The organism is Brevibacillus sp. MCWH (assembly GCF_013096935.1).
In the GTDB taxonomy this organism is placed as follows: Bacteria; Bacillota; Bacilli; order Brevibacillales; family Brevibacillaceae; genus Brevibacillus; species Brevibacillus aydinogluensis.
The window spans coordinates 56,081-81,261 of the sequence record NZ_SDLF01000006.1 but is presented as its reverse complement, the minus strand read 5'-3'; the positions used below and the strand labels follow the sequence as shown (position 1 = coordinate 81,261).

Here is a 25,181-nt window from a genome sequence, read left to right as displayed (position 1 = left end):
CAATAAGGAAGACAGTCATGCAAAAGAAAAAACAGCACAGGCCGCTCTTCTCTTAAGGAAGGGCGGTCAGTTTGTAGTCAAAGTCCGTAGCGCATGGGTGATCGGGCCCGCTCGCTCTCTTGACGACCAGCAAAGAAGCGGAATGCGTCCGCTTCAAAACGCGACGCGGGCAGGGGGCACACATCTGGGTGTTTCGAGGATGTGAGACTTGTGCCCCCTGTTTTTCCCGCGTCTTCGTTTTTTCGCTGAGCGGGTCGTCAAAGGAGCTCGCTTGGCCCATCACTCCATACCTCGTACTTTTCTACAACGTTATTTGATCGATGTGCAGGCCTCCGGCCTGGAAACGATGGTTAAGATTGTTTTAGTCTGGCCGCCCTTCGCTCGGGAAGGGCGGTTTTTTGTCACCATGAGGACGTTACCAGGCGGCTGACACGATGCAGGCGGCGACCGTACGCAGCAGGCGGCGACCGTACGCAGCAGGCGGCTGTATCTTGCATCCGTTTAAAAAAAGAACGATAATAGCCATATGAGAATGTATGTTTGGTGGTATCTCCTGTGAAGAAGATCCTGCATCTGGATATTGACGCGTTTTTTGCCAGTGTTGAACAGTTGGATCACCCGGAACTGCGCGGCCGGCCGGTGATCGTCGGCGGCACGGGAAACCGCGGCGTGGTATCCACCTGCAGCTATGAAGCGCGAAAATACGGGGTGCGGTCCGCGATGCCGATGGCGTTGGCCCGCAAAAAATGTCCGCACGGCGTGTTTCTGCCGGTTCGTTACGAGCGCTACGCGGAAAAATCGGCGGAGATCCGCGAGGTGTTTGCCGCCTATACGGATCGCTATCAAACCGTGGGACTGGATGAGGCGTACCTGGATGTCTCCGGATACGACAACGCCGTTCCCGTCGCCCGGGAGATCAAGCGGCGGATAAAGCGTGAGACCGGCCTGACCTGCAGCATCGGCCTCTCCTACAACATGTCCCTCGCCAAGATCGCCAGCGATTTGAAAAAGCCGGACGCCTTCGTCGTCATCCGACCGGAACAGGCGCTGGAGGTGCTGCGGCCGCTGCCTGTCGGAACGCTGCATGGCGTGGGCAAAAAATCGCAGGAATTGCTGGCGCGAAAGGGCATTCACACCGTGGAAGACTTTTGGCAGCTTTCCCTGGACGAAGTGGTGCAGTTGTTCGGCAAGTTCGGACGAGCGCTCTACCATCGGGCCCGGGGCGTGGACGACCGGGAAATCGTGACGGAGCGGGCTCCCAAATCGCTCAGCCGCGAGACGACGCTGCCGTTTGACCTATACGACCGTGAGGCGGTCAGCCCCATCGCTGCCGCCCTGCTGGAGGAGGCGGAGCAGGATGTGAGGCAGGAGGGTGTCATCCCGCAAACGCTGACGCTGAAAATCAAATACGCCGACTTCACCCTCAGGACCAAACAGCGCAAGGCCGCCCCCGGCGAAAACTGGGCTGACCTGCTGGAAGAGCTGTTGGACGCGTTTGACTACTCCCCGGGGGTGCGCCTCGTCGGTGTTGGTTTCTCCAACTTTGCGCCGCCGACGGAACAGCGGTACGAGCAGTTGACGCTGTTTTCGTGGGAGGGTTTTCATGAAGCGGACACGGGATATCGTCTCGGGCAGTGATGCCGTGCTGCCTCGCGGATTGTATTTGAATGCGGATTGAAACTTTTGCAAGCCGGTGGCGGAGTGTGGTATAGTAAGTGCCGAAATCGCGGTTCTTTTCAGGCCGTGTTGGAGGTGCCCCGTGTTTCTGGAGAAGCTGATGCCGGATCAATTTGTGGAATCTATCCATCATATTGATATAGATCAACTGCGAAAAAGAAACATACGCGCGGTCATTACCGACCTGGACAACACCCTGGTGGAGTGGGACAGGCCACACGCCACTCCCGAGGTGGAAGCCTGGCTGAAACGGCTGAACGAGGCAGGCATCCAGGTGACGGTCGTGTCCAACAACAATCAGGAGCGGGTGAACCGCTTTTGCGCCCCGTTGGGGGTCCGGTTCATCTGCGCAGCGCGAAAGCCGTCCAGCCGCGCCTTTTTGCAGGCGGTCCGAGAGATGAACGTGACAATCGCGGAGACGGTTGTGATCGGCGACCAGTTGTTTACCGACGTGCTGGGAGGCAACCGGCTCGGGTTTCATACCATCCTCGTCGTCCCCGTTGCCCAGACGGACGGGTTTTGGACGCGGTTCAACCGCCGGATGGAACGGGTGGCGTTATACTGGATGCGCAAGAAAGGAATGATTTCGTGGAAGACAGAATCGTGAACGAACAAACACCGGAGACGTGCGCAGGCTGCGGCGTGGCCATTCAGACGGAGGACCCGAAACGGCCGGGGTACGCGCCGGCGTCGGCCCTCGCCCGGGAAACCGTCATCTGCCAGCGCTGTTTCCGGATCAAACACTACAATGAAGTGGCGCCGGTCAGCATGGAGGACGACGACTTCTTGCGGATTCTGCACGGCATTGGAGCGACCGACAGCCTCGTGGTGATGGTGGTCGACATCTTCGACTTCCAGGGGTCGTGGCTGAAGGGCTTGCCCCGTTTTGTCGGCAAGAACCCCATTTTGTTGGTCGGCAACAAGGTGGATCTGCTGCCCAAAAACATCAACCTGAACCGCGTTCGCAACTGGATGCAGCACGAAGCCAAAGAGCGTGGACTGCGCCCGGAGGACGTCATCCTGGTCAGCGCGCAAAAAGGCGTCAACATCGACGAGCTTCTGGCGCGCATTGGCCAATTGCGGCGCGGACGGGACGTTTACATCGTCGGGGTTACCAACGTCGGCAAGTCGACCTTGATCAACCGGATTTTGCACGACTACGGTTCGGCCGACTTGGAAATCACCACGTCTCCATTCCCTGGCACGACGCTGGACAAGATCGAAATTCCGCTGGAAGACGGCCGCTCCATTTACGACACGCCCGGGATCATCAACCGCGACCAGATCGGCCACATGGTGTCGCCGCAGGATCTGCGCAGGATCACGCCCACGGCGCGCATTAATCCCAAGGTATACCAGTTAAACGACAAACAGACGCTGTTTTTGGGCGGACTGGCTCGCATCGATTTTGTACGCGGCCAGCACCAGCCATTTGTCGTCTACGTGGCCAACAACCTGTACATTCACCGCACCAAGCTGGAGAATGCCGACGAGGTCATGGCCAAGCACCATGGGGAACTGCTTAGCCCGCCCACGGGAGCAGAGGCGGCTCAGGCGCTGCCCCCCTTTGTCAAGCATACGTTCAAGATCCCGCCTGCCGGCACGACGGACATCGTCATCTCCGGATTGGGATGGGTCAGCCTGCGGGGCAAGGAAGAGGCGCACGTCGTCGTGCACGCGCCCAAGGGCGTCAGCGTCGGGATAAGAAAAGGTCTGATTTAAAGCGGCAGTGCTGCTTCGCCTGCCGCCTGCCCTGTCATATGCTACACAAAGAGCAGCAGAGGGGAAGGAGATCCGCATGATCACGAGCAAAACACAGTTGGTTGGTCTGTTGGGCCATCCGGTTTCGCATTCCCAATCGCCGTTGATGCACAACGCCGCCTTTGCCGAATTGGGGCTGGATTTTGCCTATGCCGCTTTTGATGTGGAACCGGAGCGCTTGGGGGAAGCAGTGGCCGGCATTCGCGCGCTGGGGATCAAAGGGGTCAACGTGACGATTCCCCACAAGGTGGCGATCATGCCGATGCTGGACGAAATCGATCCCCTGGCCCAGCGGATCGGCGCGGTGAACACGGTCGTCAACCGGAACGGCCGCCTGATCGGTTACAACACCGACGGGACGGGCTACGTCCGTTCCCTGGTGGAGGAGACGGGGATCGACTTGCGCGAGCATGTTGTCACGATGATGGGGGCCGGGGGAGCGGCGCGCGCTGTCGCGTTCACCCTGGCTGAACAGGGCGTGCGGGAAATCCGAATCATCAACCGCTCGCGTGAACGCGCCGCGCTCCTGGCAGAACACGTGGGAACGATCGTGCCCACTGCGGTGATCGATCCGGCGGACGGGAAAGCGGCGATCGCCGATGCCACGCTGCTGATCAACACCACGTCGATCGGCATGCACCCGCAGGTGGACGAAATGCCGGTGCAGGCGGACTGGCTGCACCCCGGTCTGATCGTCAGTGATCTGATTTACAACCCGCTCGAGACCCGTCTGCTGAAAGAGGCGCGGGCGTGCGGTGCGCGCGTTCATTCCGGCGTAGGCATGTTCGTCAACCAGGGCGCGCTCGCATTTGAACTGTGGACGGGGCAGACGGCTCCCGCAGGGACGATGCGGGACATTGTTTTGCAGCAGCTTACGAAGACAAGTTCATGACCATAGACGTAAAAGAAGGAGGCATGCCGATGCTCACCGGCAAGCAGAAGCGTTTTTTGCGGGCGCAGGCCCATCATCTCACTCCGATTTTTCAAGTGGGAAAAGGCGGCGTCAACGACAACATGATTGCACAGATCAAAGAGGCGCTGGAAGCGCGGGAACTGATCAAGGTGTCCATCCTGCAGAACAATCTGGATGACAAACACGAGGTGGCAAACGCCCTGGCGGAAGGAGCGGAGGCCGAACTGGTGCAGCTCATCGGCCATACCGTCGTGCTGTACAAGGAGTCCCGGGAAAACAAGACGATCGAGCTGCCGTAAGCCATGGAACAGCGCGACAAGCAGATCGGGATAATGGGCGGCACGTTTGATCCGATTCACTGCGGTCATCTCCTTGCCGCGGAGCAGGCCAGAGACCAGATGAGGCTGGACGAAGTCTGGTTCATGCCGGCCCGCATCCCGCCGCACAAGGCGAGGGCGGGCATCACGCCGGCGGAACACCGTCTGCGCATGGTGGAACTGGCTGTCGCGGACCATCCGGCCTTTCGCGTGACCGACGTGGAACTGCGGCGAGACGGGCCATCCTACACCTACGACACGATGCGTCAATTGGTCACCGCGTATCCAGACTGCCGCTTTTCGTTTATCGTCGGGGCCGACATGGTGGAGCTTTTGCCCAAGTGGCATCGTTTTGCCGAGCTGATCCGGCTGGTCCGGTTTATCGGGCTGGCGCGGCCGGGGACACGGCTGGACCGACAGGCGCACGAAGCGTATGTCAGCTTCGTCGAGATGCCGTCCTGGGACATCTCGTCCTCGCTGATTCGGGAAAAAGTGGCGGCGGGCAGAAGTATCCGCTACCTCGTCCCGCCGGCAGTAGAGCGTTATATAAAGGAGCACGGGTTATATGTACGGACTGGTTGATCGGGAGGCGCTGCTCGCGAAGGTGCGCGCCCAAATGCATGACAAGCGGTACCGCCACACCCTGGGCGTGGCGGAGTCGGCGAGGCGGCTCGCGGAGCGCTTTGGCGCCGATCCGGACAAGGCGGAGCTGGCCGGCTACCTGCACGACTACTGCAAATGCTGGCCGGTGGAGAAAATGCGCGACATCCTCGTCCGCCACGACATGCCGCGCGAGCTTCTGGAAGGGGAAAAAGAGCTGTGGCACGCATTTGCCGGTGCCATCGTCATCCAGACGGAGCTCGGCGTGAGCGATCCGGAGATTTTGCAGGCCGTCCGGTACCACACGACCGGTCGTCCGGGGATGAGTCTGTTAGAAAAGGTGGTCTGTGTGGCAGACTATATAGAACCAAACCGGGATTTCCCCGGGGTGGAGATGATTCGCGCCCTGGCCGAGCAGGATTTGGACGAAGCGCTGGCGTGCGCGCTCGGGGGCACGATCCAGCATTTGATCGAAAAGCGGAAAACGGTGTATCCGTTGACGCTCTTGGCATACAACGATCTCGTATCCCGCAGGGATGCACAAGGAGGAGTTTGATGGTTAAAACGGTGGAAGATCTGGCACGCCTGGTGGTAAAAGCTGCGGAAGAGAAAAAGGCGGAAAACCTGATCGTTTTGGACATCAGCAAACAGTCCGTGATCGCCGACTATTTCGTGATCTGCCACGGCAACAACGAGCGCCAGGTTCAGGCAATCGTCAACGAGATTCGCGACCAGGCGCACAAACACGGCTACAACGTCCGCGGCATCGAGGGGGCGGACGAGGGACGCTGGGTGCTGATTGACCTGGAAGACGTGGTCATTCACGTGTTTCACCGCGAAGAACGGGAGTTTTACAATCTGGAGCGGCTCTGGGGAGACGCACCGGCAGTCTCCTTTGGAGAGCAGGGCTGACGGCGATGGCGTACGCGCATTTGGCGTCCGTCTACGATAAGCTGATGGCCGATTCCCCCTACGATCAGTGGCTGGATTGGCTGGAGCGGGTCTGGGAAAAGCGGGAAAAACCCCGGCAGGTAATCGACCTTGGCTGCGGAACGGGCAGCATCGCCATTCCGCTCGCCAAACGCGGTTACCGGGTGACGGGGGTGGATCTCTCGGCGGAGATGCTGGCGGTGGCTTATGACAAAATGAGGCGGGAGCAGGTTCAAATCACCTGGGTGGAGCAGGACATGCGGGAGTTGGATCTGCCCGCTGCCGACGCCGTCATTTCCCTGTGCGATTCGCTCAGCTATCTGACGGAAGAGGAAGACGTCAAGCTGACGTTTGAACGTGTCTATCAGCATCTGAATCCCGGCGGCACGTTTTTGTTTGACGTTCACAGCCCCTACAAGATGCTGCACGTGTTCGGCAATCAGACGTTTACGCTGGTGGATGACGAAGTTTCGTACATTTGGCAATGTTTCTGCGACCCGATTCGGCTGGAGGTGGAGCACCAGCTCACCTTTTTCCTGCGCCAACCGGACGGGCTGTACCAGCGTGTGGAGGAGGAGCACTGGCAGCGTGCGTACCAGCCGGTTCAGCTGTTGCGCTGGCTGGCGGACGCGGGGTTTGTCGACGTGGAGATCACGGCCGATTTTACCGGTCTTCCGCCGCACGAAACCAGCGAACGGCTGTTTTTTGCCGCGCGTCGACCCGAGCGTTGACACGGTTGGTACGGATTGTCTATAATCGGAATACAACCGCAAACATGAGTATGCGTTGAAGAGGAGTAGTACGAAAGGCTCCCATGGCATCAGAGAGTTGACGGCAGGTGCGAGTCAACCTGGGACTTTCCGAACTCGCCTCGAAGCACTCCGCCCGAAGGCAGGCTGGTTTCGCCGGCTGCGTAAGGAGGAGCGTCTCGTCCGCGATAGGGACAACAAGCGGGTGAACGATACGTTCATCAAGTAGGGTGGTACCGCGGGAGTGCATAATCCTCTCGTCCCTTTCGGCAGTGCGCCAGGGGCGGGAGGTTTTCTTATTTTTGTCATCTTTTTACGATGGGAGTGCGACACAATGGTTTTCAATCATCAGGAGATCGAAAAAAAGTGGCAGGACTACTGGGAGAAGAACAAAACGTTTAAAACCCTGGAAGACAAGAACAAGAAGAAGTTTTACGCGCTCGACATGTTTCCGTATCCGTCCGGCGCAGGACTGCACGTCGGCCATCCAGAGGGCTATACGGCTACTGACATCCTGTCCCGGATGAAACGGATGCAGGGCTACAACGTTCTCCATCCGATGGGATGGGACGCTTTTGGCCTGCCGGCCGAACAGTATGCGCTCGACACCGGAAACGATCCGGCGGAGTTTACGCAGCGCAACATCGACAACTTCCGCCGGCAGATCAAATCCCTGGGCTTTTCCTACGACTGGGATCGCGAGGTAAACACGACCGACCCGGCCTACTACAAATGGACCCAGTGGATCTTTACGAAGCTCTACGAGCATGGACTGGCCTACATTGATGAAGTGCCGGTAAACTGGTGCCCTGCGTTGGGAACTGTGCTGGCCAACGAGGAAGTCATCGACGGGAAGAGCGAGCGCGGCGGCCACCCGGTGGAACGCCGCCCGATGAAGCAGTGGGTGCTGAAGATTACGGCTTACGCTGACCGCCTGCTGGAAGACCTGGAAGAACTGGATTGGCCGGAAAGCATCAAGGAGATGCAGCGCAACTGGATCGGCCGTTCGGAAGGGGCGGAAGTCGTCTTTGGAATCGAGGGTCACGACGAGACCATCACCGTCTTCACCACCCGCCCGGATACGCTGTTTGGTGCCACCTATGTGGTGCTCGCGCCGGAGCACAAGCTGGTGAACACCATCACGACGCCGGAACAGAAGCAGGCGGTGGATGCGTACCTGGAGCAGACCAAACGGAAGAGCGATCTGGAGCGCACCGACCTGGCCAAGGAAAAAACCGGGGTGTTTACCGGCGCGTACGCGATCAATCCGGTAAACGGGGAGCGGCTGCCGATCTGGATCGCCGATTACGTGCTGGTCAGCTACGGTACAGGTGCCATCATGGCAGTACCGGCACACGATGAGCGCGACTACGAGTTTGCCCAGGCGTTTGGCCTGCCGATCAAGGAAGTGATCGTCGGCGGAGACGTGACCAAAGCGCCCTATACCGGCGACGGCGAGCACGTCAATTCCGGATTCCTGAACGGGTTGAACAAGGAGCAGGCGATCAACAAGATGATCGAATGGCTGGAGGAAAACGGCAAGGGAGCGCGCAAAGTCTCCTATCGCCTGCGCGATTGGCTATTCAGCCGTCAGCGCTACTGGGGTGAGCCGATTCCGATTATCCACCTGGAAGACGGTACGATGAAAGTGGTGCCGGAAGAAGAACTCCCCGTCGTCCTGCCAAAGACCAAGGAGATCAAACCGTCCGGCACGGGCGAATCGCCGCTTGCCAACATCACGGAATGGGTCAACGTCGTCGACAAGGAAACAGGATTGAAGGGACGCCGCGAGACCAATACGATGCCGCAGTGGGCGGGAAGCTGCTGGTACTACCTGCGCTATATCGATCCGCACAACGACCAGCAGTTGGCCGACCCGGAAAAGCTGAAGGAATGGCTGCCCGTTGACATTTACATCGGCGGTGCGGAACACGCCGTTCTCCACCTGCTCTACGCCCGCTTCTGGCACAAGTTCCTGTACGACATCGGTGTCGTGCCGACGAAAGAACCGTTCCAGAAGCTGTTCAACCAGGGCATGATCCTCGGCGAGAACAACGAAAAGATGAGCAAGTCCAAAGGAAACGTGGTCAATCCGGACGAGATCGTGCAAAGCCACGGCGCCGACACGCTCCGCCTTTACGAAATGTTCATGGGGCCGCTGGACGCCTCCATCGCCTGGTCCACCAAAGGGCTTGACGGAGCGCGCCGTTTCCTCGACCGCGTATGGCGCTTGTTCGTTGACGACAACGGCCGCTTGAATGAAAAAATCAAGGATAACTGCGAGTCGGCCGCACTGGAGCGCGTATACCACCAAACCGTGAAAAAGGTGACGGAAGATTACGAGGCGCTCCGCTTCAACACGGGCATCTCCCAGTTGATGATCTTCATCAACGAAGCCTACCGGGCGGACGTGCTGCCGAAGAAATACATGGAAGGCTTCGTCAAGCTGCTGTCGCCCATTTGCCCGCACATCGGCGAAGAACTGTGGGAAAAACTGGGCCACACCGATACGATTGCGTACGAACCGTGGCCGGAGTACGATGAATCCAAACTGGTGGAAGACGAAGTGGAAATCGTGCTGCAGATCAACGGCAAAAACAGGGAAAAACTGCGCATCCCGGCCGACGCGACCAAAGAGCAGATGGAAGAATTGGCCGTCAGCAACGAGACGATCAAGGAGCTGACCAGCGGCAAAACGATCGTAAAAGTGATTGCTGTCCCTGGCAAACTGGTCAACATCGTGGTCAAGTAACAAATCCGCATCGATTGAGCACGTTTTAATCGGCAGTAAAAGATACAGGAGACAATTGCATCAACCAAATGAGGCGCGTTCCGGCAGGGAACGCGCCTTTTATTTGGTGTCAGTCGGGCGGCGTCTCAAGATGGCGGGCCATGTGCTCGCGATCTTCGGCAAATTTGGCGTGCGTGCGTTCAAACACCTGCCGAAACATGCCAGGCACGGCTTCGCGCAGGGGGATCAGCCCTTCGCCGGTGATGCCGCCCGGTACGCAGACCCGCTCCTGCAGCGCGGACAGGGTAAACATCTCCTGTTTCAACAGGTCGGCCATGCCAATGAGCATCTGAGACGTCAGATAAGCGGCGGCTTCTTCGGAGATGCCGGTTTTTTCGACGGCGGCATTGATCATCTCGCGCAGGATATAGCTGACAAAGGCTGGGCCGCAGCTGGCGATGTCGGACGCGATGCGCAAAAACGGCTCCGCCACTTCCACCGGATTGCTGATCTGGGAGAAGAGGTCCAGTATGCCTTCCCGCGTGTCACTGTCGATTCTTGACCCAAATTCAAACAGGCTGACGCCGCTGCCGGCTGCATTCGTAATGCTGGGCACCATACGGGCAACGGCGCAGGGGACGAGCGATTCCAGCTGTTTCAAACTGACGGGGCTGGTGATCGTCAGCAGGGTGTGTTCCGGCGTAAGTGCCGGAAGAGTCTGTTCCAATACTTGCCTGTATTCGAACGGTTTGACGCACAGCAGCAGCACACGGGCACCGCGGGCAACGTCGGCGTTGCTGGCAGCTACGGTCAGTCCGGGGTGACGTTCGGCCAACCATTCCGCTTTGGCGGGGGTGCGATTGCTCGCAATGATCTGGCCGGGAGACAGGGCTTTGGCCGCGAGCAGGGCTTCGATCAGCATGCTGCCCATGTTGCCCGTGCCGATAAACCCGATCCTGTCCATGTCCATTCCTCCCTCGCTGGTTCTCTCCCCATTGTATGTGTACAGGAGACGGAACATGACCATCACTAGCGGACGCGGATGTGATCCTTCAGGCGCTGGTACATCTTGTCGCCGATGCCGCTGATTCGTTTCAATTCCTCCGGCGAACGGAACGCTCCGTGTTCTGTCCGGTAGGCCAGGATTGCCTTGGCCCGCGCTTCGCCAATTCCGGGCAGCGTCATTAATTCTTCCAGACTGGCAGTATTGAGATTGACGGGCTGTGCGCCGCCAGCTTTTCCGCCCCCGGAAGCGCCGGTCGAACTCCCCGCGGCTGCGCTGCCGAGCGAACTGCCCGTTCCCACTGTTTCCACGATTGCGGAGTGGGCCGCCGCCTGGCCGCAGGGAGAGGCCGGACTGCCTTTGGCCGGCACCAGGACAGCGCTGCCGTCCGTCAGCGGTTCGGCCAGATTGATCTGCTCCACGTCGGCATCCGGCGCGGGTCCTCCTGCCCGGGCAATGGCGTCGGCGACCCGAGCCCCGGCCTCAAACTGGTACAGCCCGGGCTGCTTTACCTTACCTTTGACGTCCACGAACAGGGGAGGAGCGCCTGTATCGCGCGGCTGCCCCTGATGTGCCACGTCCTGCCGAGGAGCAGGAACGGCCCCGACCGCGCCTGGTGGATCGGACAAGTGTTGTTGTGTACCGGCAGTAGAAGGCGGCTCGACCGAAGCGGACGTTTCGCCCGATGCAGATTGGCCGTCCCCGACAGAGGCAAACGCTTCCTGCAGCGGCAGGTCCGCTGTCGTCCCAGCCTGCTGCGCATGGTACAGCCAGATGCTGATGCCCACAAACAGGATGACGGCTGCGGCGATCGCGATGCGCCGGTATCGTTCCCACCATTCGTAAAGCATAAAAAAACCCCCTTGCGTCTCGTCCGGCATGCCGTGAAGGCGTCATAAGGCTCTCTATCCGGATGCTACAAAAAGACAGCAGGGGTGTGCAAATGATATGCAAACCATTGAAAAACGGCCCCGCCCGAAGCATCTTTGGGCGAAGCCGTTTGGTCAGGTGTTGGTGTTATCCCAAGTTTTGCAGCGATTCTTTTTTGCGGCGAATTTCCACGCTGGGGCTGACATACGGTCCAAAGTTGTATTTCTGCTCGATAAAGATCTGATGCCACAGCATGAAGATCAAAATCGTCCAGATTTTGCGGCTGTAGTCGGCGTTGCCTTCGCGATGCTCATCCAGCATGTACAGAACGTACGCCTTGTTGATCAAATCGTCCACCTTGGATTCGAAGATGATCTCCTTGGCCCACTTGTAAAAGTGGTTTTTCAGCCAGTGGCGCGTCGGCACAGGAAAGCCCAGCTTTTTGCGCGTCTTGATTTCCGGCGGGAGAAAATCTTTCATCGCTTCACGAAGCACGTGCTTGGTGGTGCCGTTGGCGATCTTGTACTTGGTCGGGATGGTTGCGGCAAATTCGAACACCTTGACATCGATGAACGGAACGCGCAGCTCCAGCGAGTTGGCCATCGTCATCTTGTCCGCTTTCATCAGGATGTTGCCGCGCAGCCAGGTGTGAATGTCCAGGTACTGCATTTTGGTGACGTCGTCGTACGCACTCGCCCGTTTGTAGATCTCTTCCGTGACCGTCCACGGGGAACGGTACTCCTCGGAGCGGCGAATGTCGGCCATGACGACTCGTTCCTTCATCTCTTCGGTAAAGATCAGGGCGTTGCCAAAGAAGCGTTCTTCCACCGTCTTCGAACCGCGGATCAGGAAGTTTTTGCCCTTGACCTGTTCCGGCAGCTTTTCTGCAAGATAGCGGATGGAATGGCGCATCCAGCCGGGCATCCGGGAGAACATGCGCAGCGAGTGCGGTTCGCGGTAGATGTTGTAGCCGCCGAAAAATTCGTCGGCGCCTTCTCCGGAGAGCACCACAGTGACGTGTTCGCTGGCCATCTGCGCGACGAAATAGAGAAGGATGGCGGACGGGTCGGCCACCGGTTCGTCCTGGTGCCAGACGAGACGGGGAAGTTCGTCCATGTAGCGCTGCGCGTTGACGACCAGTTCGTGGTGTTCGGTGCCGAGATATTGGGCGGTACGGCGGGCGTAATCCAGCTCGCTGTAACCGGGGATGTCAGAGCCGACGGAGAACGTCTTCACCGGTTCAAACGTACGCAGCATGCCGACAATGCTGCTGGAGTCGACGCCGCTGGACAGAAATGCGCCGCGCGGTACCTCGCTGACGCGGTGTTTGTCGACGGATTCGAGCAGAATGCTGCGCGTGCCTTCCACAAAGTAGGAGAACGGCTTGCTTTCGTCCGGCTTGAACTCGACATCCCAGTAGCGCTGCAGTCGAATCTGGTCGTTCTCAATCACGAACGAGTGGGCGGGCGGGATGCGGTAGATGCCCTGGTACATCGTTTCCGGATCGGGCACGTATTGAAACGTCAAGTAATGATAAAACGCGGTGTGGTTTACTTCCCTGCTGACTCCGGGCAGTTCCAGGAGGCTCTTGATCTCGCTGCCCACGGCGATCGCGTCATTCGTCTCCACGTAGTAGAGCGGCTTAATGCCGAAGTGGTCGCGTGCGCCGAAAAGCCGCTTGTTACGGGAGTCCCAGATGGTGAAACCAAACATCCCGCGCAGGTGTTTCGGTGCATCCATTCCCACCTCTTCGTACAGGTGCAGAATGGTTTCGATATCGGAATCGGTATGGAAAACGTGTCCGCACCCCTTCAACCAGTGCTGCAGTTCCTTGTAGTTGTAGATTTCGCCGTTGCCGATAATCCAGATGTCACGCGTCTCGTTGAACAGCGGTTGATGGCCGCCTTCCACGTCAATGATGCTCAAACGACGAAAGCCCAGGGCGATGTTGTCTTCCAGGTGAAAGCCATCATCGTCTGGACCGCGGTGCAGGATGACACGCGTCATCGCGCCGATCGTCTCTTGGGCGACGGGCGCTTGGCGCTTGTTGTAGATTGATACGATTCCACACATATGAAATGACTCTTCCTCTCACTGATTGCTCTAGCTAACTCTATCATGGATTGACGGTCAACGCAATCGCTCCGAATGCCCAAGCTGACTCCGTAGCAAGTGCAGTCCCCGAGGGTACCGTGACTCAGACACCACGCGTGATTGAAAACGGGCAGGTCGTGTACGCCGCCCGGTTTTTCGGACGGGAGCTTGGGGCGGGAAATGCCTCGCTTCATCCACGAGCGTCAATTACTCTGCACCGGTTGCGGCGGCATGTGGACGACTTCCAGATCCTTGAGAAAGTACCGGTTCCATTTGTTTGGGTAGGCATGGCGGTAGACAATTCGCTTGATGCCAACCTGGGCCAGGATTTTGGAGCAGTTTTCGCACGGTTCATGCGTCACGTAGGCGGTGGCACCCTTGAGGCTGTCCCGGTCTGCGTGCAGGCAGGCGTTTGTCTCAGCATGGATCGTCCGATGGCAGCGGTTGTCGTCTCCCAGAAGACAGCCTGCGTCTTCGCAGTGATCGTGTCCGTGGATGGAACCGTTGTAGCCGGTGGCGATGATGTGCTTGTCCTTCACGATAACGCAGCCGACGTGAAGTCTGTTGCACGTGGAACGGGCTGACACCTGCTCGGCAATGTCCAGGAAGTATTCATCCCAACTTTTCCTCGTCATGACTGTCCTCCCTCTGAGCGAACCATGCGGGTCTGTTATTGCTGGCACGCTTTTTTTGCACTGTTTTTTTGTCCCATCCCCCTTGTGTACACTCGATGTCTCAGACACGTGACACGGGGGTGTCGTTGGTGAGTGTTTTTACCGTGAGCCTTGCGGCAGTCTGCGGGCTGCTGGCGGGGGCCTGCCTGCAAACCGCCTGGCTGGCACTATTAGCCGCCGCTGCGTCGGCAGTGTGCCTCTTTCTGCACCGCCCGCATCGCACGCGGATGCTTTATCATTCTCTCATTTGTATTCTAGCAGGACTTTACTTTCAAGGGTACGACTATCTCCAGCGTTCGACGCTGCTGCCGTTGGCGGAGGACGGCGAGTCGATCGCGGTCGCCGGTGTCATTGATTCGCCAGTGAAGCGCGACGGCGATACGGCCCGGTTTTTTCTGTCGGTCGAAACATGGGGGAAAACCGGGCGGCAGATGACCGACATGGCGACAGCGGAGAGGATCGCCCTGCGGGTCCGCTTGTCCCGAGAGCCGGAAGCGCATGAGGTGGAACGGTGGATGCAGGGCAGCCGCCTGTCGGCTACGGTCCGGCTGTCGCTGCCGTCGTCGGCCCGCAACCCCCATGCGTTTGACTACGCCCGCTATCTGCGGTGGCAGGGCGTGCGTATCGTGGCGGAAGCGGAGTACGGCGACGTCCGGATGGAGCCGGCCGAGTCGGGTGTAATGATGCTGTTTCGGCGGTGGCAGACGACAGCTGCCGACCGCATTGCCCTGCTGTTTCCAGACCAGGAAGCAGCCGGTTACATGCAATCGCTGCTGTTGGGCATCACGGACGGGGTGTCGCCGGCAACGGAAGAGATGTACGACAACCTTGGCTTGAGTCACGTGCTGGCCATTTCCGGGCTGCACGTGACGCTGGTGAGCGGGATGTTCGTGTGGATCGCAGAGCGGGCGGGGATGCCGCGCCGGACGGCCCTGGTGCTGACGACAGTGCTGCTTGTCGGCTATGTCCTAATCGTGGGGGCCAGTGCCTCCGCGGTGCGCGCCGGCATCATGGGAGCGATCGGCCTGCTCTGTCAGGCTGGAGCCCGGCAGACGGAGGGAAGGCAGGTGTGGGGGTGGGCGCTGCTGTTGATGCTGGCGTTCAATCCGTACTACTTGTGGCACCTGGGGTTCCAGCTCTCGTTTGGCGTGACACTGGGGCTGATTGTGCTCGTGCCCGTCGGCCGCCAGTTTTTCACGCGGGGGCCCGAGTGGCTGCGCACGTCGTTGGCCGTCACCTTTGCCGCGCAGGCTGTCTCGTTCCCGTTTCTCATTTACCATTTTCATCAGTTTTCACCGCTCTCCTGGCTGGTCAACCTGCTGGCCGTGCCGCTGCTTTCAATGGTGGTGCTGCCTGCAGGCTACCTCGCGCTATTGCTCGGACTGATTCACCCGGCGCTGGCCGTGCTGCCCGCCCGGCTGGCTTCCGCGCTGCTGGACTGGCTGCACGGGCCGCTGTTTTGGCTGGAGGCGCAGACCGTGCCGTTTTCCCATTGGCCGCATCCCCAGTGGTGGTGGATCGTGCTGTACGGGCTTTTTCTCGCGGCACTGCCTGTATTGTGGTGGCGAGGCTACCATCGTCCGAGGGACCGCTGGCTGTATGCGGGCCTTTTTCTGTTGCTGCTCGTGGCCGCGAGACAGCCGTTCGCCGGCGGGGACGAAGTGCGGATCACGTTTCTTGACGTCGATCAAGGAGATTCTATCGTTGTCGAAGTTGGTAAAAAGAAGGTATACTTAATAGATGCGGGTGGAACACCCCGGTACCCAGCCAGGGAATCCTGGCGGGAGCGACGTGATCCGTTTGATGTGGGGAAAGACGTCGTGTTGCCTTTTTTGCGAGCGCGGGGGATCGAACGGATCGACCATGTGGTAATGACGCACGGGGATCACGACCACATCGGAGGGATGGCAGCGCTGGTGCCGCACTTTACATTTGGCTCGGTGCTTGTCAACGGTTCACCTCCCCGTGACGAGGAAGCCGCGATTCTCGAACGTTTCCGCGCAAAACGCGTACCTGTCCTGACCGGAAGGCCTGGGCAGACATGGACGGATGTACCCGGTGTGGAGTGGGCCTGGCTTCACCCGGACGGAGATTTGACACATACGGGCAACGATGCTTCTGTCGTGCTTCGTCTTACCGCTTATGGCACGACTGTTTTGTTTACTGGCGATATTGAACGGTCAGGGGAAGAGCGGCTGCTTGCCCGCAGCCTGCTGTCGCCCGTCGATGTATTGAAAGTGGCGCATCACGGCAGCAGCACATCCAGCTCTCCCGCTTTTCTGGCCGCAGCAAAACCGCGAGCCGCCGTCATTTCGGCCGGCCGAAACAACCGCTACGGGCATCCCTCGCCCGTCGTGGTCAAGCGTTTGATGGATACAGGGGCAAATGTTTACCGAACGGATCTGCATGGGGCAGTCACCCTGGTCATACGCAGGGGAGCGGTGCACTGGCAAACGCAAATTACCGATACATAAATGCTTGCAACCTTTTTCAGCAGCGCCCCGTCTGTAGGAGGGAGAGGAGATTATGCGAGAGGCAGAGCTGATCAGGATGGCGCAAGCCGGGGATCACGACGCGCTTGTCGAGCTGCTCCGATCGATTGAGGCCTCTGTTTACCGCAGCGCTTATTATATCCTAGGAAATGAACAGGACGCTCTCGATGCCTCCCAGGAAGCGTTGATCCGGATTTATCGAAAGCTGGACACGTACCAGGAAAAGGCAAGGTTTTCCACATGGGTGCAACGGATCGTCAACAACGTTTGCATGGATAAATTTCGCGCCATGAAGGAAACGGTCTCGATTGACGAGCATGAGCTCATCATCCCTGATCGAAACAACGTAGAAGATGAAATCCTTCTCACCAGTTTGTCGAGCGATATTCAGCAGGCGATCAAAAAACTGCCCAATCAGTACCGCATGGTGGTGGTGCTCCGCTATCTTGAGGATTTGTCCTACCAAGAGATTGCCGAGACATTGGATCTGCCGCTGAATACGGTCAAGTCGTATTTGTTTCGGGCCAGACAACAACTGCAGGAGTTGTTGCACGACTATCAGAAAGGGGGGATCGGTAGATGATAGATGAAGAAGTCTGGGAGTGGATGCAGCGGGATATGGATGGGGACCTCTCACCGGAAGAGCGGGAAAAGCTGTTTGCCATGCTCCGGAACAATCCCGATCTGCAGCTTGCGTACGACCGTTTGAAACGAGTCTCTGAGCAGTTGGAACAACTTCCCCCTGTCACACCACCATACAGCCTGGTGGACGCGATCCTACCGCAGTTGGAGTCAGAATCGGTCCGGCCGGCAGAAGCATCATCCCCTAAGCGGGAATCTCTGCCCAAGCTGGAGGTGAAGCAGGCGGCGTCTGCCACCGAGAAATCGTCGAAGTGGCGGCGGGCGTACGTCTGGATGGCCCGGATCGGAAGCGGTGCAGTTGCCGCCTGTCTGCTCGTATTTCTGCTCTTTATGGGCAGCAGCGATCAGCAGCAGAACTCGGACGATTACCAGCAAGGTTCGACGGCTGGCGAAGAAACGCCTGAGGTGGCGCCTGCCGTGTTTGGTCCGCCTGTGCCCCCAAAGAGCACTCATTCATCATCAGTAACAACAACGGGGGAGCAGCAGACGAAACCGGCGAAGAAGGTAAAATCGCAGACGACAGAGAAAAAAGAGCAAAAGACCAAGACAGAAACTAAAACGCCACCTGCAAAGCAAACCGTCCAACCGAAAAAGCAGGTGGAACCCAAACCGCCCGTAAGGCCAGTCATCGATCCGCAGGAAGAAAAGCCGGTGTTTCCGATTGGCCTGGAAGAAAAGGACGACAGCAAGTCGGACAGAAACGAAAAAAAAGTGCGTGATGACGACGACCGCGACGAAGATGATGACGACAAGTCCGGCGGCAACAGAGGGAAATCGCGCGACAGAGACTGACGCCCCCCTTTGCGTGTGCAGTGTTCGTGCGTTCGTGACAAACGCGCTTTTTGCAATTGGACCGGCACCGGCAGGGAAGGAACTGCGTATATTGCAGTATCCAGCACCCCCTGCTTACCGTTTCAGGAGAAGGCATCCCGGGACTTCTCCCAGAACGTTTACATAGAGGTGCCCATATGAAAAACCGCAGCGATCCAGGCTGCGGTTTTTCGTTTCGCTCTGCAGGAGCGCGTCGCCTTGAGAAAAAACGGGCCTTTGTCCGCCCATGCCGGTGATCGAGACATCCGCGGTGCCCGTTGCGCGCATCTGTGCTATAATAACCCAGGAATACGAAGGAGGAGGAGAAGCCATGCCGCTGCTTTCGGCCATCCGGGAGATCAGACAGAAGCAGTTTGCGCCGGTGTATGTTCTGTACGGCCCGGAGTCCTTTCTCGCCGAAGAGTTTCTCGCGGCGGCCCGCCGGGAGATGATTGACCCGGCCTTCGCCGATTTGAACCTGAGCGTGTACGACTGCACGGAAACACCGCTCGCCGAGATCGTCCAGGATGCGGAGACGCTGCCGTTTCTGGGGGAACATCGCCTGGTGATTGCCCGGCAGGCGTACTTTTTGACCGGCAGCAAGCCGGCGACGAAGGTAGAGAGCGATCCCGACGCGCTGCTTGCCTATCTGGAGCAGCCGCCGACCTACACTTCGCTCGTGCTGCATACGGAGGCGGACAAGCTGGACGAGCGAAAAAAACTGGTCAAGATCCTTCACCAAAAGGCCAAAGTGATACCGTTTCAGCCGCTGCGAGACGCCGATCTGTACGCGTGGGTGGAGCGTCAGGCGGAGAAGTACCACGCTGTCATTGAGCGGCCGCAGGCAGTGAAGCTGGTGGAGCGCGCAGGAGGCGACCTGCGCCTGCTGGACAAAGAGCTGGAAAAGATGGCGTTGTTTGTGGGGGGGAGCGGAGCGGTCATCACGGATGAGGTGATCGAAACGCTGGCCTCGCGCACGCTGGAACAAGACGTGTTTGCCCTGATTGAGCATACCGCCGCAGGCAGGCTGGACAAAGGCCTGCGGATGCTGTACGACTGTCTGAAAACGGGCGAAGAACCAATTCGCCTCGTGGCGCTGCTGGCCAGGCAGTTCCGCTTGCTGCTGCACGTGCGGCAGTGGGCGCCGCGGGGGTATTCGCAGCAGCAGTTGGCCGGCATGCTGAAAGTGCATCCGTACGCGGTAAAAAAAGCGATGGAACAAGCGCGTCACTTTTCCGAAGCGGCGCTGCGAAGGCTGTTGGCCGTATTGGCCGAGGAAGACTACCGGATGAAGTCCGGACAGGTGGACAAGCGGCTGGCCCTGGAACTGTTCATGACGCGCGTCTACGAGGAACGGACCAAAGCAAAAAACCCGTGAACCAGGTGTTCGCGGGTTTTTCTGATGTACCGATTACTCTTACGCTACCGGAGCGGTCAGAGCGTTGAACTTTTTCATCAAGCGGGACTTTTGACGGTTTGCTGCGTTTTTATGAATGAGACCTTTCGTAGCGGCCTTGTCCAGCTTTTTCACAGCCACCAGAAGAGTGGATTTCGCCAGTTCGACATCGGAAGCAGCGACCGCTTTCTCAAAGTTCTTCATTGCAGTACGCAGGTCGGACTTTTGAGAAGCGCGTTGTGCGCGGCGCTTTTCGATTTGTTTGGTGCGCTTGATCGCGGATTTAATGTTTGGCATGTGTGTCACCTCCTTAGACGACCATAGGCATGCAGGAAATACAACAAAACTTATTCTAGCACGCAGACTTGCCATTTGCAAGAAAGGATTCGGAATAAAAAACGGGGTTTCAAGCAACCTAACAGCAGGAACAAAATGGAGAAGGGAGCAAGTACAGATGGAGCACAATCTCGATTTGTCCGGTTATTCCATCCGGACCGACCTGGCCCTCGAAGCACATGAACTGGCCCAGCAGCAGCAAGGCGGCCAGATCCCCGGTGTCAGGATCGAGACGGACGATTCGGAAGAGGGGATCAAGGTAACGCGCCTGGCTGTGGAAAACGAGGAAGCGGGCAGGCAGATTGGCAAGCTGCCTGGCCACTACATCACCATCGAAGTGCCGAAGCTGCGCAACAACGACACGGCCGTCGAAGAACGGGTAGCCCAGCGGTTCGCCCGTGAATTTGCCCGGTTTCTCAGCGAACTGGGAATTACGGAAGAAAAGAAGGCGCTCGTCGTCGGCCTCGGCAACTGGAATGTGACGCCGGACGCGCTGGGACCGATGGTGGTGGAAAACCTGCTCGTCACCCGTCATTTGTTTACGCTCGCTCCCGAGACTGTGGAAGACGGGTACCGCGAAGTGAGCGCCCTCTCGCCGGGGGTGCTGGGGATCACCGGCATCGAGACGAGCGAGATTATCTTTGGGGTGGTGGAAAAGAGCAAACCCGACTTCGTCATCTGCGTCGACGCGCTGGCCTCCCGTGCGCTGCACCGTGTCAACACCACGATCCAGATTTCTGATACGGGAATTCATCCCGGCTCCGGCGTCGGCAACAAGCGGAAGGCAATTGACGAAAAGACGTTGGGCATTCCGGTGATCGCGATCGGCGTGCCGACGGTCGTGTTTGCCTCCACGATTGTCAACGACGCCATCACCTATCTGCTCGGCCACTTCGGCCAGTCAATGAAGGAGAGCAACCGGCCCGCCAACAAGCTGGCGATGAGCAGTCTGCCGGAGCGGAAAGAGCCGTATACGGAAGATGATCTGCCCGACATGGAGGCGCGCAAGACGTTTCTGGGCCTGGTGGGGTCGCTGCCCGAGGAGGAAAAACGGCAGCTCATTCACGAGGTGCTGCGGCCGCTGGGACAAGACCTGGTGGTGACACCCAAGGAAGTGGACGACTTTATCGAAGGGGTGGCCAACGTGCTCGCTACCGGGTTGAACCAGGCGCTCCACCGTGCCGTCAACAGTAAGAACAGCGCGGCCTACACCCACTGATGGCTGCCGTCCTGGCCGTCTGCCGGTGAGCGCTCCTCACTGACACCGCAGACGGAAAAACTAGCGGTGAGAGAAAAGGTAGAAAAGGGTTCTATCGTCTCTATGACGCTCATAGGCTAAAGCATAGACAAGCGTTCGGCGATTGCTAAGTCCGCTGTCAATGCAAACAGCATGAGGAGGGAGACAGATGGCAACCCTGATTCAGCGCCAATTTGTCGCGCTTTCCATTATCACGGCCTTCCTGTTCATCGTCACCAGTGTGATGGCGATGCACGGCAACCGCGTCATGATCGCCTCGTCGGCTGTGCAGCAGGCGGCGACCCGCGTGTCCAGCCTGGCTTTGCTCACATGGATGGGACAGGAGATTCCCACGCTGACACAGACGGTACAGGCCTCTACAGAGCGAGGCGTCAACAGCATATCCGGTTTTTTGTTTCAGGTGGCCACCGGCATCCAGCCTGGTGACCTGCGCAGCCTGCTGGGAAGGGAGCTGCCCGGCATGCTGACAGCGGATGACGCCCGCTTTGTCGTCGCCGGCAGGGACTCCACGCTGGCCGACCTGTACGTGGAATACCCCGCCTATCCGCATCAGGTGAACGATGCGGCGCCGTCTGGCAATACCGGTGAAACGGCAGCAAACGATGCACAGCCGAAGCCGGAGGAGAACAAGGCGGCACCGCAGCCCAACCCGACCACCGGCGGCAGGAAAATTGTCTACGTCTACAGCACCCACAACCGCGAGTCCTGGTACAGTGAAACAAAGCCCGTCGGGACATCGGTGGACCACCCTAAGCGCAACATCTCGCTGGTCAGCAAGCGGCTGGCGGAAGCGCTGAACGAACGAGGCATCGGCACGGAGTACAATGAGGAAGACATCTACCAAAAGCTGTTGGACAAAAAATTGGACTACGCCCTCTCCTACGCCGAATCGCTGCGGGCGGTCAAGGCGGCGACGCAGCGGAACCGGGAGCTGTATTACTTCTTTGACCTGCACCGCGACACTGCGCCGCGCAGCAAAACCACCGTCACCATCAACGGCAAGACCTATGCCCGCGTCTTGATGATCATCGGGAAGCGAAACAAAAACTACGAGAAAAACGAGCAGTTTGCCACCGAACTGCACCACCTGATGGAAAAGATGTATCCCGGCCTGTCCCGCGGCGTCATGGAAAAAGGGGCGAAAACCGACCATGGCGAGTATAACCAGTCCATCTCACCGGGAAGCCTTTTAATGGAAATCGGCGGAACCAGCAATACGCTGCAGGAGTCGTTGAACACGGCGGAAGCGCTGGCAGACGTGTTCGCCGAATACTACTGGCAGGCGGAAAAGGTGGGAAAACCGCTGACCAGCGAGCCTGCCAAGAGGTGAAGAGGCATGAACGTGACGGTGAAGCTGGCGGGGATGGTAGTGATCCTGTTGATCGGTGTGGCGTTGGGGCTGCAGACAGCAGAGCGCGGCATCCACAAGGTGAGCGGAACGCCGGAGCAGCAGCCGCAGACGTTTTACATCAAAAAGTTGGACAAGGGGCAGATGGAGATCGCGGTGATGGGTACACAGGTGCAGGCGGCGGCGCCGCGCGAGATGGTCAACTACGTGAGCAGCGCGGGCCAAACGCTGGGGCGGCTGGTGAAAGAAGGGACGAAGTCGGCCGTTGAGTGGCTGGCCAGGATTTTTGCCCCATGAGCGGTCGTTTATAGACAAATCAATGCAGGCAAACAGTCAGGTATTAATCAGGCCCGCTGCACATGCGGGTCTTTCTCGTTCGTTCGTATTGGTTCGCACAGGAGAATATTTTGTTTGTTTAGTCAAGTTATAATTATGTGAATTTAATACGTTGCCAAAAAATTGGATTAATGGCATAATTGATCACAGTTAGGCGTCTTGTCCTATGGAATATATCGGTAAGAGAGGTGCACGGCGTGTCACAGCCTTTGCTTGAGATCGAAAACCTGCAGACGCACTTTTTCACGGACCGCGGACAAATCCCGGCCGTCGACGGCGTTTCCATCAAGGTAAACAAAGGAGAAGTGGTCGGCATTGTCGGCGAATCCGGGTGCGGGAAAAGTGTGACCTCGCTTTCCGTGATGAGACTGGTCCCCAATCCTCCTGGCAAGATTGTCGGCGGCTCCATCCGGTTTAAGGGGGAAGAGCTGGTCACAGCCAGCGAAAAGCGCATGAGGGAGCTGCGCGGCAATGAGATTGCGATGATCTTTCAGGAGCCGATGACCTCGCTCAATCCCGTTTTCACGATCGGCAACCAGATTGGGGAAGTGATTCGAATACATACCAACGTGACGAAAAAAGAGGCCAGGCAGCGCTCGATTGACATGTTGAAAAAAGTGGGCATCCCGCGCGCGGAAGCGATCGTGGACGAATACCCGCACCAATTGTCCGGCGGCATGAGGCAGCGGGTCATGATTGCCATGGCGATGGCCTGCAATCCCCAGCTGTTGATTGCGGACGAACCGACGACGGCGCTGGACGTGACGATTCAGGCGCAGATTCTCGATTTGATGCGGCAGCTCAATCGCGAATCGGAAACGGCGATCATGATGATCACCCACGACCTCGGGGTGGTTGCGGAGATGTGTGACCGCGTTGTCGTGATGTACGCGGGCAACGTGGTGGAGGAAGGCGACGTCCGTTCCATCCTGAAAGAGCCAAAACACCCGTACACGGTCGGGCTGCTTAATTCCCTGCCCAAACTGGCGGGGGAGCGGAAGCGGCTGTACTCCATCCCCGGCAACGTGCCCATCCCCGGATCGCTCACCGTAGGCTGCCGATTCGCCCCGCGCTGCGAGCACGCGACCGACAGGTGCAGGGCAGAGATGCCGGAACTGAAAGCGGCAGGACCGAATCGACGCACTCGCTGTTGGCTGTACGATTAACCCGAAAGGAGCATGCAGGTGGCTGAAGATCTGCTGATTGTCAAGAATCTGAAAAAATACTACTCCATCACAGGCGGCGTTTTCGGGAAAGAGGTTGGCGTAGTCAAGGCGGTGGACGACGTATCGTTCACGGTCAAGCGGGGGGAGACGCTCGGCCTGGTGGGCGAGAGCGGCTGCGGCAAGTCGACGACCGGACGCTCTCTGCTGCGGCTGATCGAACCGACCGCCGGAGAAGTGATATTTGACGGCGTCAATGTCACCGCGCTCACAGCGGACGAGATGCGCAGGATGCGCCGCCACATGCAGATTGTCTTTCAGGATCCGTTCGCCTCTCTCAATCCTCGTCACAATATTGAAAAGATTTTGGAAGAACCGCTCGTGGTGCACGGCATCGGCACGCCAGACGAACGGAAAAAGCGGGTGCGGGAGATGCTGGAAGTGGTCGGTTTGAGCAGCGCCCACGCACAGCGCTATCCGCACCAGTTCAGCGGCGGCCAGCGGCAGCGGATCGGCATCGCCCGGGCCCTGATGCTCAACCCCAAACTGATCGTGGCAGACGAACCGGTGTCGGCGCTGGACGTATCCATCCAGTCGCAGGTGCTCAACCTGATGCAGGATCTGCAGCAGGAATTGGGGCTCACCTACCTGTTCATCGCCCACGATCTGAGCGTCGTACGCCACATCAGCGACCGCGTCGGCGTGATGTACCTGGGGCGACTGGTGGAACTGGCCGACAGCGAAACGCTGTACGACCAGCCGTTGCACCCGTACACGCGCGCGCTGCTGTCAGCCGTGCCGTCGCCTGATCCGGATGCCGTGCGGGAACGGATCATCCTGCAGGGAGATGTGCCCAGCCCGGCCAATCCGCCCGGCGGATGCACATTTCACACCCGCTGTCCCCATGTGACCGAAGAATGCCGCAGCGTGCGTCCCGCATTTCAGGACGTTGGCGGCGGCCATTTCATCGCCTGTCATTTGTACAAGACGTGAGTCACGAGGGGACCGGGGAGGAGCGAAAAGCACCCGCACGGTCGGGAGCAACGCTGCCTGTTCCCAGGCAAAGGGGGGATGCGGAAAA

24 protein-coding genes and 1 other annotated feature are annotated in these 25,181 nt (G+C 58.5%); of the genes, 19 read left to right on the top strand and 5 right to left on the bottom strand.

All coding sequences use genetic code 11. From position 1 onward, the window contains the following. Nucleotides 1–555 precede the first annotated feature (555 nt). From ETC00_RS07475 to leuS, 10 genes are all read left to right on the top strand, one after another. Nucleotides 556–1,638: a DNA polymerase IV gene (locus ETC00_RS07475; RefSeq protein ID WP_171565367.1), complete on the top strand. Its 1,083-nt coding sequence runs from the start codon at nt 556–558 to the stop codon at nt 1,636–1,638. 121 nt (nt 1,639–1,759) lie between these two features. After that, the gene (locus ETC00_RS07470; protein WP_171565366.1) at nt 1,760–2,284 is read left to right on the top strand and encodes a YqeG family HAD IIIA-type phosphatase; all 525 of its coding nucleotides are present in this window, start codon (nt 1,760–1,762) and stop codon (nt 2,282–2,284) included. Continuing rightward, a complete protein-coding gene (yqeH, locus tag ETC00_RS07465; RefSeq protein WP_171565365.1) occupies nt 2,281–3,399 on the top strand; it encodes a ribosome biogenesis GTPase YqeH in 1,119 nt (372 codons plus the stop codon). The genes ETC00_RS07470 and yqeH overlap by 4 nt, the downstream gene beginning before the upstream one ends. 76 nt (nt 3,400–3,475) lie before the next feature. After that, nucleotides 3,476–4,330 carry a shikimate dehydrogenase gene (locus ETC00_RS07460; protein ID WP_171565364.1) on the top strand — a complete coding sequence of 285 codons (855 nt, stop codon included), beginning with the start codon at nt 3,476–3,478 and terminating at the stop codon, nt 4,328–4,330. A 29-nt stretch (nt 4,331–4,359) separates the two neighbouring features. Beyond that, entirely contained in the window at nt 4,360–4,650 is a 291-nt protein-coding gene (yhbY, locus tag ETC00_RS07455) for a ribosome assembly RNA-binding protein YhbY (protein WP_171565512.1), read from the top strand. A gap of 3 nt (nt 4,651–4,653) precedes the next feature. Beyond that, on the top strand, nt 4,654–5,250 hold the full coding sequence (locus tag ETC00_RS07450) for a nicotinate-nucleotide adenylyltransferase (protein WP_171565363.1): 597 nt from the start codon (nt 4,654–4,656) through the stop codon (nt 5,248–5,250). Then, nucleotides 5,234–5,824 carry a bis(5'-nucleosyl)-tetraphosphatase (symmetrical) YqeK gene (gene yqeK / locus ETC00_RS07445; protein WP_171565362.1) on the top strand — a complete coding sequence of 197 codons (591 nt, stop codon included), beginning with the start codon at nt 5,234–5,236 and terminating at the stop codon, nt 5,822–5,824. Before ETC00_RS07450 ends, yqeK begins: the two co-directional genes overlap by 17 nt. Continuing rightward, on the top strand, nt 5,824–6,180 hold the full coding sequence (gene rsfS, locus ETC00_RS07440; protein WP_171565361.1) for a ribosome silencing factor: 357 nt from the start codon (nt 5,824–5,826) through the stop codon (nt 6,178–6,180). The genes yqeK and rsfS overlap by 1 nt, the downstream gene beginning before the upstream one ends. Nucleotides 6,181–6,185: 5 nt before the next feature. After that, a complete protein-coding gene (locus ETC00_RS07435) occupies nt 6,186–6,929 on the top strand; it encodes a class I SAM-dependent DNA methyltransferase (protein WP_171565360.1) in 744 nt (247 codons plus the stop codon). 46 nt (nt 6,930–6,975) lie between these two features. After that, nucleotides 6,976–7,215: a binding site (T-box leader), on the top strand. Nucleotides 7,216–7,281: 66 nt separating this feature from the next. After that, the gene (gene leuS / locus ETC00_RS07430; protein ID WP_171565359.1) at nt 7,282–9,699 is read left to right on the top strand and encodes a leucine--tRNA ligase; all 2,418 of its coding nucleotides are present in this window, start codon (nt 7,282–7,284) and stop codon (nt 9,697–9,699) included. Nucleotides 9,700–9,808: 109 nt separating this feature from the next. On the opposite strand, the gene comER is transcribed toward leuS, so the two are convergent. The 4 genes from comER to ETC00_RS07410 all read right to left on the bottom strand — a co-directional run bounded on the left by comER (nt 9,809) and on the right by ETC00_RS07410 (nt 14,280). After that, a complete protein-coding gene (gene comER, locus ETC00_RS07425) occupies nt 9,809–10,642 on the bottom strand; it encodes a late competence protein ComER (protein WP_171565358.1) in 834 nt (277 codons plus the stop codon). A 65-nt stretch (nt 10,643–10,707) separates the two neighbouring features. Then, entirely contained in the window at nt 10,708–11,532 is an 825-nt protein-coding gene (locus tag ETC00_RS07420) for a helix-hairpin-helix domain-containing protein (RefSeq protein WP_171565357.1), read from the bottom strand. Between the two features lie 166 nt (nt 11,533–11,698). Beyond that, nucleotides 11,699–13,624: an asparagine synthase (glutamine-hydrolyzing) gene (gene asnB, locus ETC00_RS07415; protein ID WP_171565356.1), complete on the bottom strand. Its 1,926-nt coding sequence runs from the start codon at nt 13,622–13,624 to the stop codon at nt 11,699–11,701. 224 nt (nt 13,625–13,848) lie between these two features. Further along, a complete protein-coding gene (locus tag ETC00_RS07410) occupies nt 13,849–14,280 on the bottom strand; it encodes a deoxycytidylate deaminase (protein ID WP_171565355.1) in 432 nt (143 codons plus the stop codon). A 128-nt stretch (nt 14,281–14,408) separates the two neighbouring features. Here ETC00_RS07410 and ETC00_RS07405 point away from each other — a divergent pair, with 128 nt between their 5' ends. The 4 genes from ETC00_RS07405 to holA all read left to right on the top strand — a co-directional run bounded on the left by ETC00_RS07405 (nt 14,409) and on the right by holA (nt 19,641). After that, complete coding sequence (locus ETC00_RS07405) at nt 14,409–16,793, top strand: DNA internalization-related competence protein ComEC/Rec2 (RefSeq protein ID WP_371808877.1); 2,385 nt, start codon at nt 14,409–14,411, stop codon at nt 16,791–16,793. 52 nt (nt 16,794–16,845) lie between these two features. Then, entirely contained in the window at nt 16,846–17,394 is a 549-nt protein-coding gene (locus ETC00_RS07400) for an RNA polymerase sigma factor (protein WP_171565353.1), read from the top strand. Beyond that, nucleotides 17,391–18,245: a hypothetical protein gene (locus ETC00_RS07395; RefSeq protein ID WP_171565352.1), complete on the top strand. Its 855-nt coding sequence runs from the start codon at nt 17,391–17,393 to the stop codon at nt 18,243–18,245. The genes ETC00_RS07400 and ETC00_RS07395 overlap by 4 nt, the downstream gene beginning before the upstream one ends. 349 nt (nt 18,246–18,594) lie before the next feature. Continuing rightward, nucleotides 18,595–19,641 (top strand): DNA polymerase III subunit delta, encoded by a 1,047-nt coding sequence (gene holA / locus ETC00_RS07390; RefSeq protein WP_171565351.1) that lies wholly within the window; start codon nt 18,595–18,597, stop codon nt 19,639–19,641. Nucleotides 19,642–19,680: 39 nt separating this feature from the next. Here the strand turns inward: holA and rpsT are convergent, their stop codons facing one another. Then, nucleotides 19,681–19,956 (bottom strand): 30S ribosomal protein S20, encoded by a 276-nt coding sequence (gene rpsT, locus ETC00_RS07385; protein ID WP_171565350.1) that lies wholly within the window; start codon nt 19,954–19,956, stop codon nt 19,681–19,683. A gap of 157 nt (nt 19,957–20,113) precedes the next feature. Here rpsT and gpr point away from each other — a divergent pair, with 157 nt between their 5' ends. From gpr to ETC00_RS07355, 5 genes are all read left to right on the top strand, one after another. Continuing rightward, nucleotides 20,114–21,214 (top strand): GPR endopeptidase, encoded by a 1,101-nt coding sequence (gpr, locus tag ETC00_RS07380; protein WP_171565349.1) that lies wholly within the window; start codon nt 20,114–20,116, stop codon nt 21,212–21,214. Between the two features lie 187 nt (nt 21,215–21,401). Next, nucleotides 21,402–22,583 (top strand): stage II sporulation protein P, encoded by a 1,182-nt coding sequence (gene spoIIP / locus ETC00_RS07375; protein WP_171565348.1) that lies wholly within the window; start codon nt 21,402–21,404, stop codon nt 22,581–22,583. A 6-nt stretch (nt 22,584–22,589) separates the two neighbouring features. Then, nucleotides 22,590–22,898: a DUF3679 domain-containing protein gene (locus tag ETC00_RS07370; RefSeq protein WP_171565347.1), complete on the top strand. Its 309-nt coding sequence runs from the start codon at nt 22,590–22,592 to the stop codon at nt 22,896–22,898. A gap of 236 nt (nt 22,899–23,134) precedes the next feature. Further along, nucleotides 23,135–24,103: an ABC transporter ATP-binding protein gene (locus ETC00_RS07360; protein ID WP_171565346.1), complete on the top strand. Its 969-nt coding sequence runs from the start codon at nt 23,135–23,137 to the stop codon at nt 24,101–24,103. Nucleotides 24,104–24,121: 18 nt separating this feature from the next. Further along, nucleotides 24,122–25,093, top strand: coding sequence for an ABC transporter ATP-binding protein (locus tag ETC00_RS07355; protein ID WP_304414454.1), 972 nt, complete (start codon nt 24,122–24,124; stop codon nt 25,091–25,093). The last annotated feature ends 88 nt before the right edge of the window (nt 25,094–25,181 follow it).

Bases quoted from the DNA above. Each gene is read 5' to 3' on its own strand.
- ETC00_RS07460 (WP_171565364.1), top strand. From the start codon at position 3,476: ATGATCACGAGCAAAACACAGTTGGTTGGTCTGTTGGGCCATCCGGTT.
- yhbY (WP_171565512.1), top strand. From the start codon at position 4,360: ATGCTCACCGGCAAGCAGAAGCGTTTTTTGCGGGCGCAGGCCCATCAT.
- ETC00_RS07450 (WP_171565363.1), top strand. From the start codon at position 4,654: ATGGAACAGCGCGACAAGCAGATCGGGATAATGGGCGGCACGTTTGAT.
- yqeK (WP_171565362.1), top strand. From the start codon at position 5,234: ATGTACGGACTGGTTGATCGGGAGGCGCTGCTCGCGAAGGTGCGCGCC.
- rsfS (WP_171565361.1), top strand. From the start codon at position 5,824: ATGGTTAAAACGGTGGAAGATCTGGCACGCCTGGTGGTAAAAGCTGCG.
- ETC00_RS07435 (WP_171565360.1), top strand. From the start codon at position 6,186: ATGGCGTACGCGCATTTGGCGTCCGTCTACGATAAGCTGATGGCCGAT.
- leuS (WP_171565359.1), top strand. From the start codon at position 7,282: ATGGTTTTCAATCATCAGGAGATCGAAAAAAAGTGGCAGGACTACTGG.
- comER (WP_171565358.1), bottom strand. From the start codon at position 10,642: ATGGACAGGATCGGGTTTATCGGCACGGGCAACATGGGCAGCATGCTG.
- ETC00_RS07420 (WP_171565357.1), bottom strand. From the start codon at position 11,532: ATGCTTTACGAATGGTGGGAACGATACCGGCGCATCGCGATCGCCGCA.
- asnB (WP_171565356.1), bottom strand. From the start codon at position 13,624: ATGTGTGGAATCGTATCAATCTACAACAAGCGCCAAGCGCCCGTCGCC.
- ETC00_RS07410 (WP_171565355.1), bottom strand. From the start codon at position 14,280: ATGACGAGGAAAAGTTGGGATGAATACTTCCTGGACATTGCCGAGCAG.
- ETC00_RS07400 (WP_171565353.1), top strand. From the start codon at position 16,846: ATGCGAGAGGCAGAGCTGATCAGGATGGCGCAAGCCGGGGATCACGAC.
- ETC00_RS07395 (WP_171565352.1), top strand. From the start codon at position 17,391: ATGATAGATGAAGAAGTCTGGGAGTGGATGCAGCGGGATATGGATGGG.
- holA (WP_171565351.1), top strand. From the start codon at position 18,595: ATGCCGCTGCTTTCGGCCATCCGGGAGATCAGACAGAAGCAGTTTGCG.
- rpsT (WP_171565350.1), bottom strand. From the start codon at position 19,956: ATGCCAAACATTAAATCCGCGATCAAGCGCACCAAACAAATCGAAAAG.
- gpr (WP_171565349.1), top strand. From the start codon at position 20,114: ATGGAGCACAATCTCGATTTGTCCGGTTATTCCATCCGGACCGACCTG.
- spoIIP (WP_171565348.1), top strand. From the start codon at position 21,402: ATGGCAACCCTGATTCAGCGCCAATTTGTCGCGCTTTCCATTATCACG.
- ETC00_RS07370 (WP_171565347.1), top strand. From the start codon at position 22,590: ATGAACGTGACGGTGAAGCTGGCGGGGATGGTAGTGATCCTGTTGATC.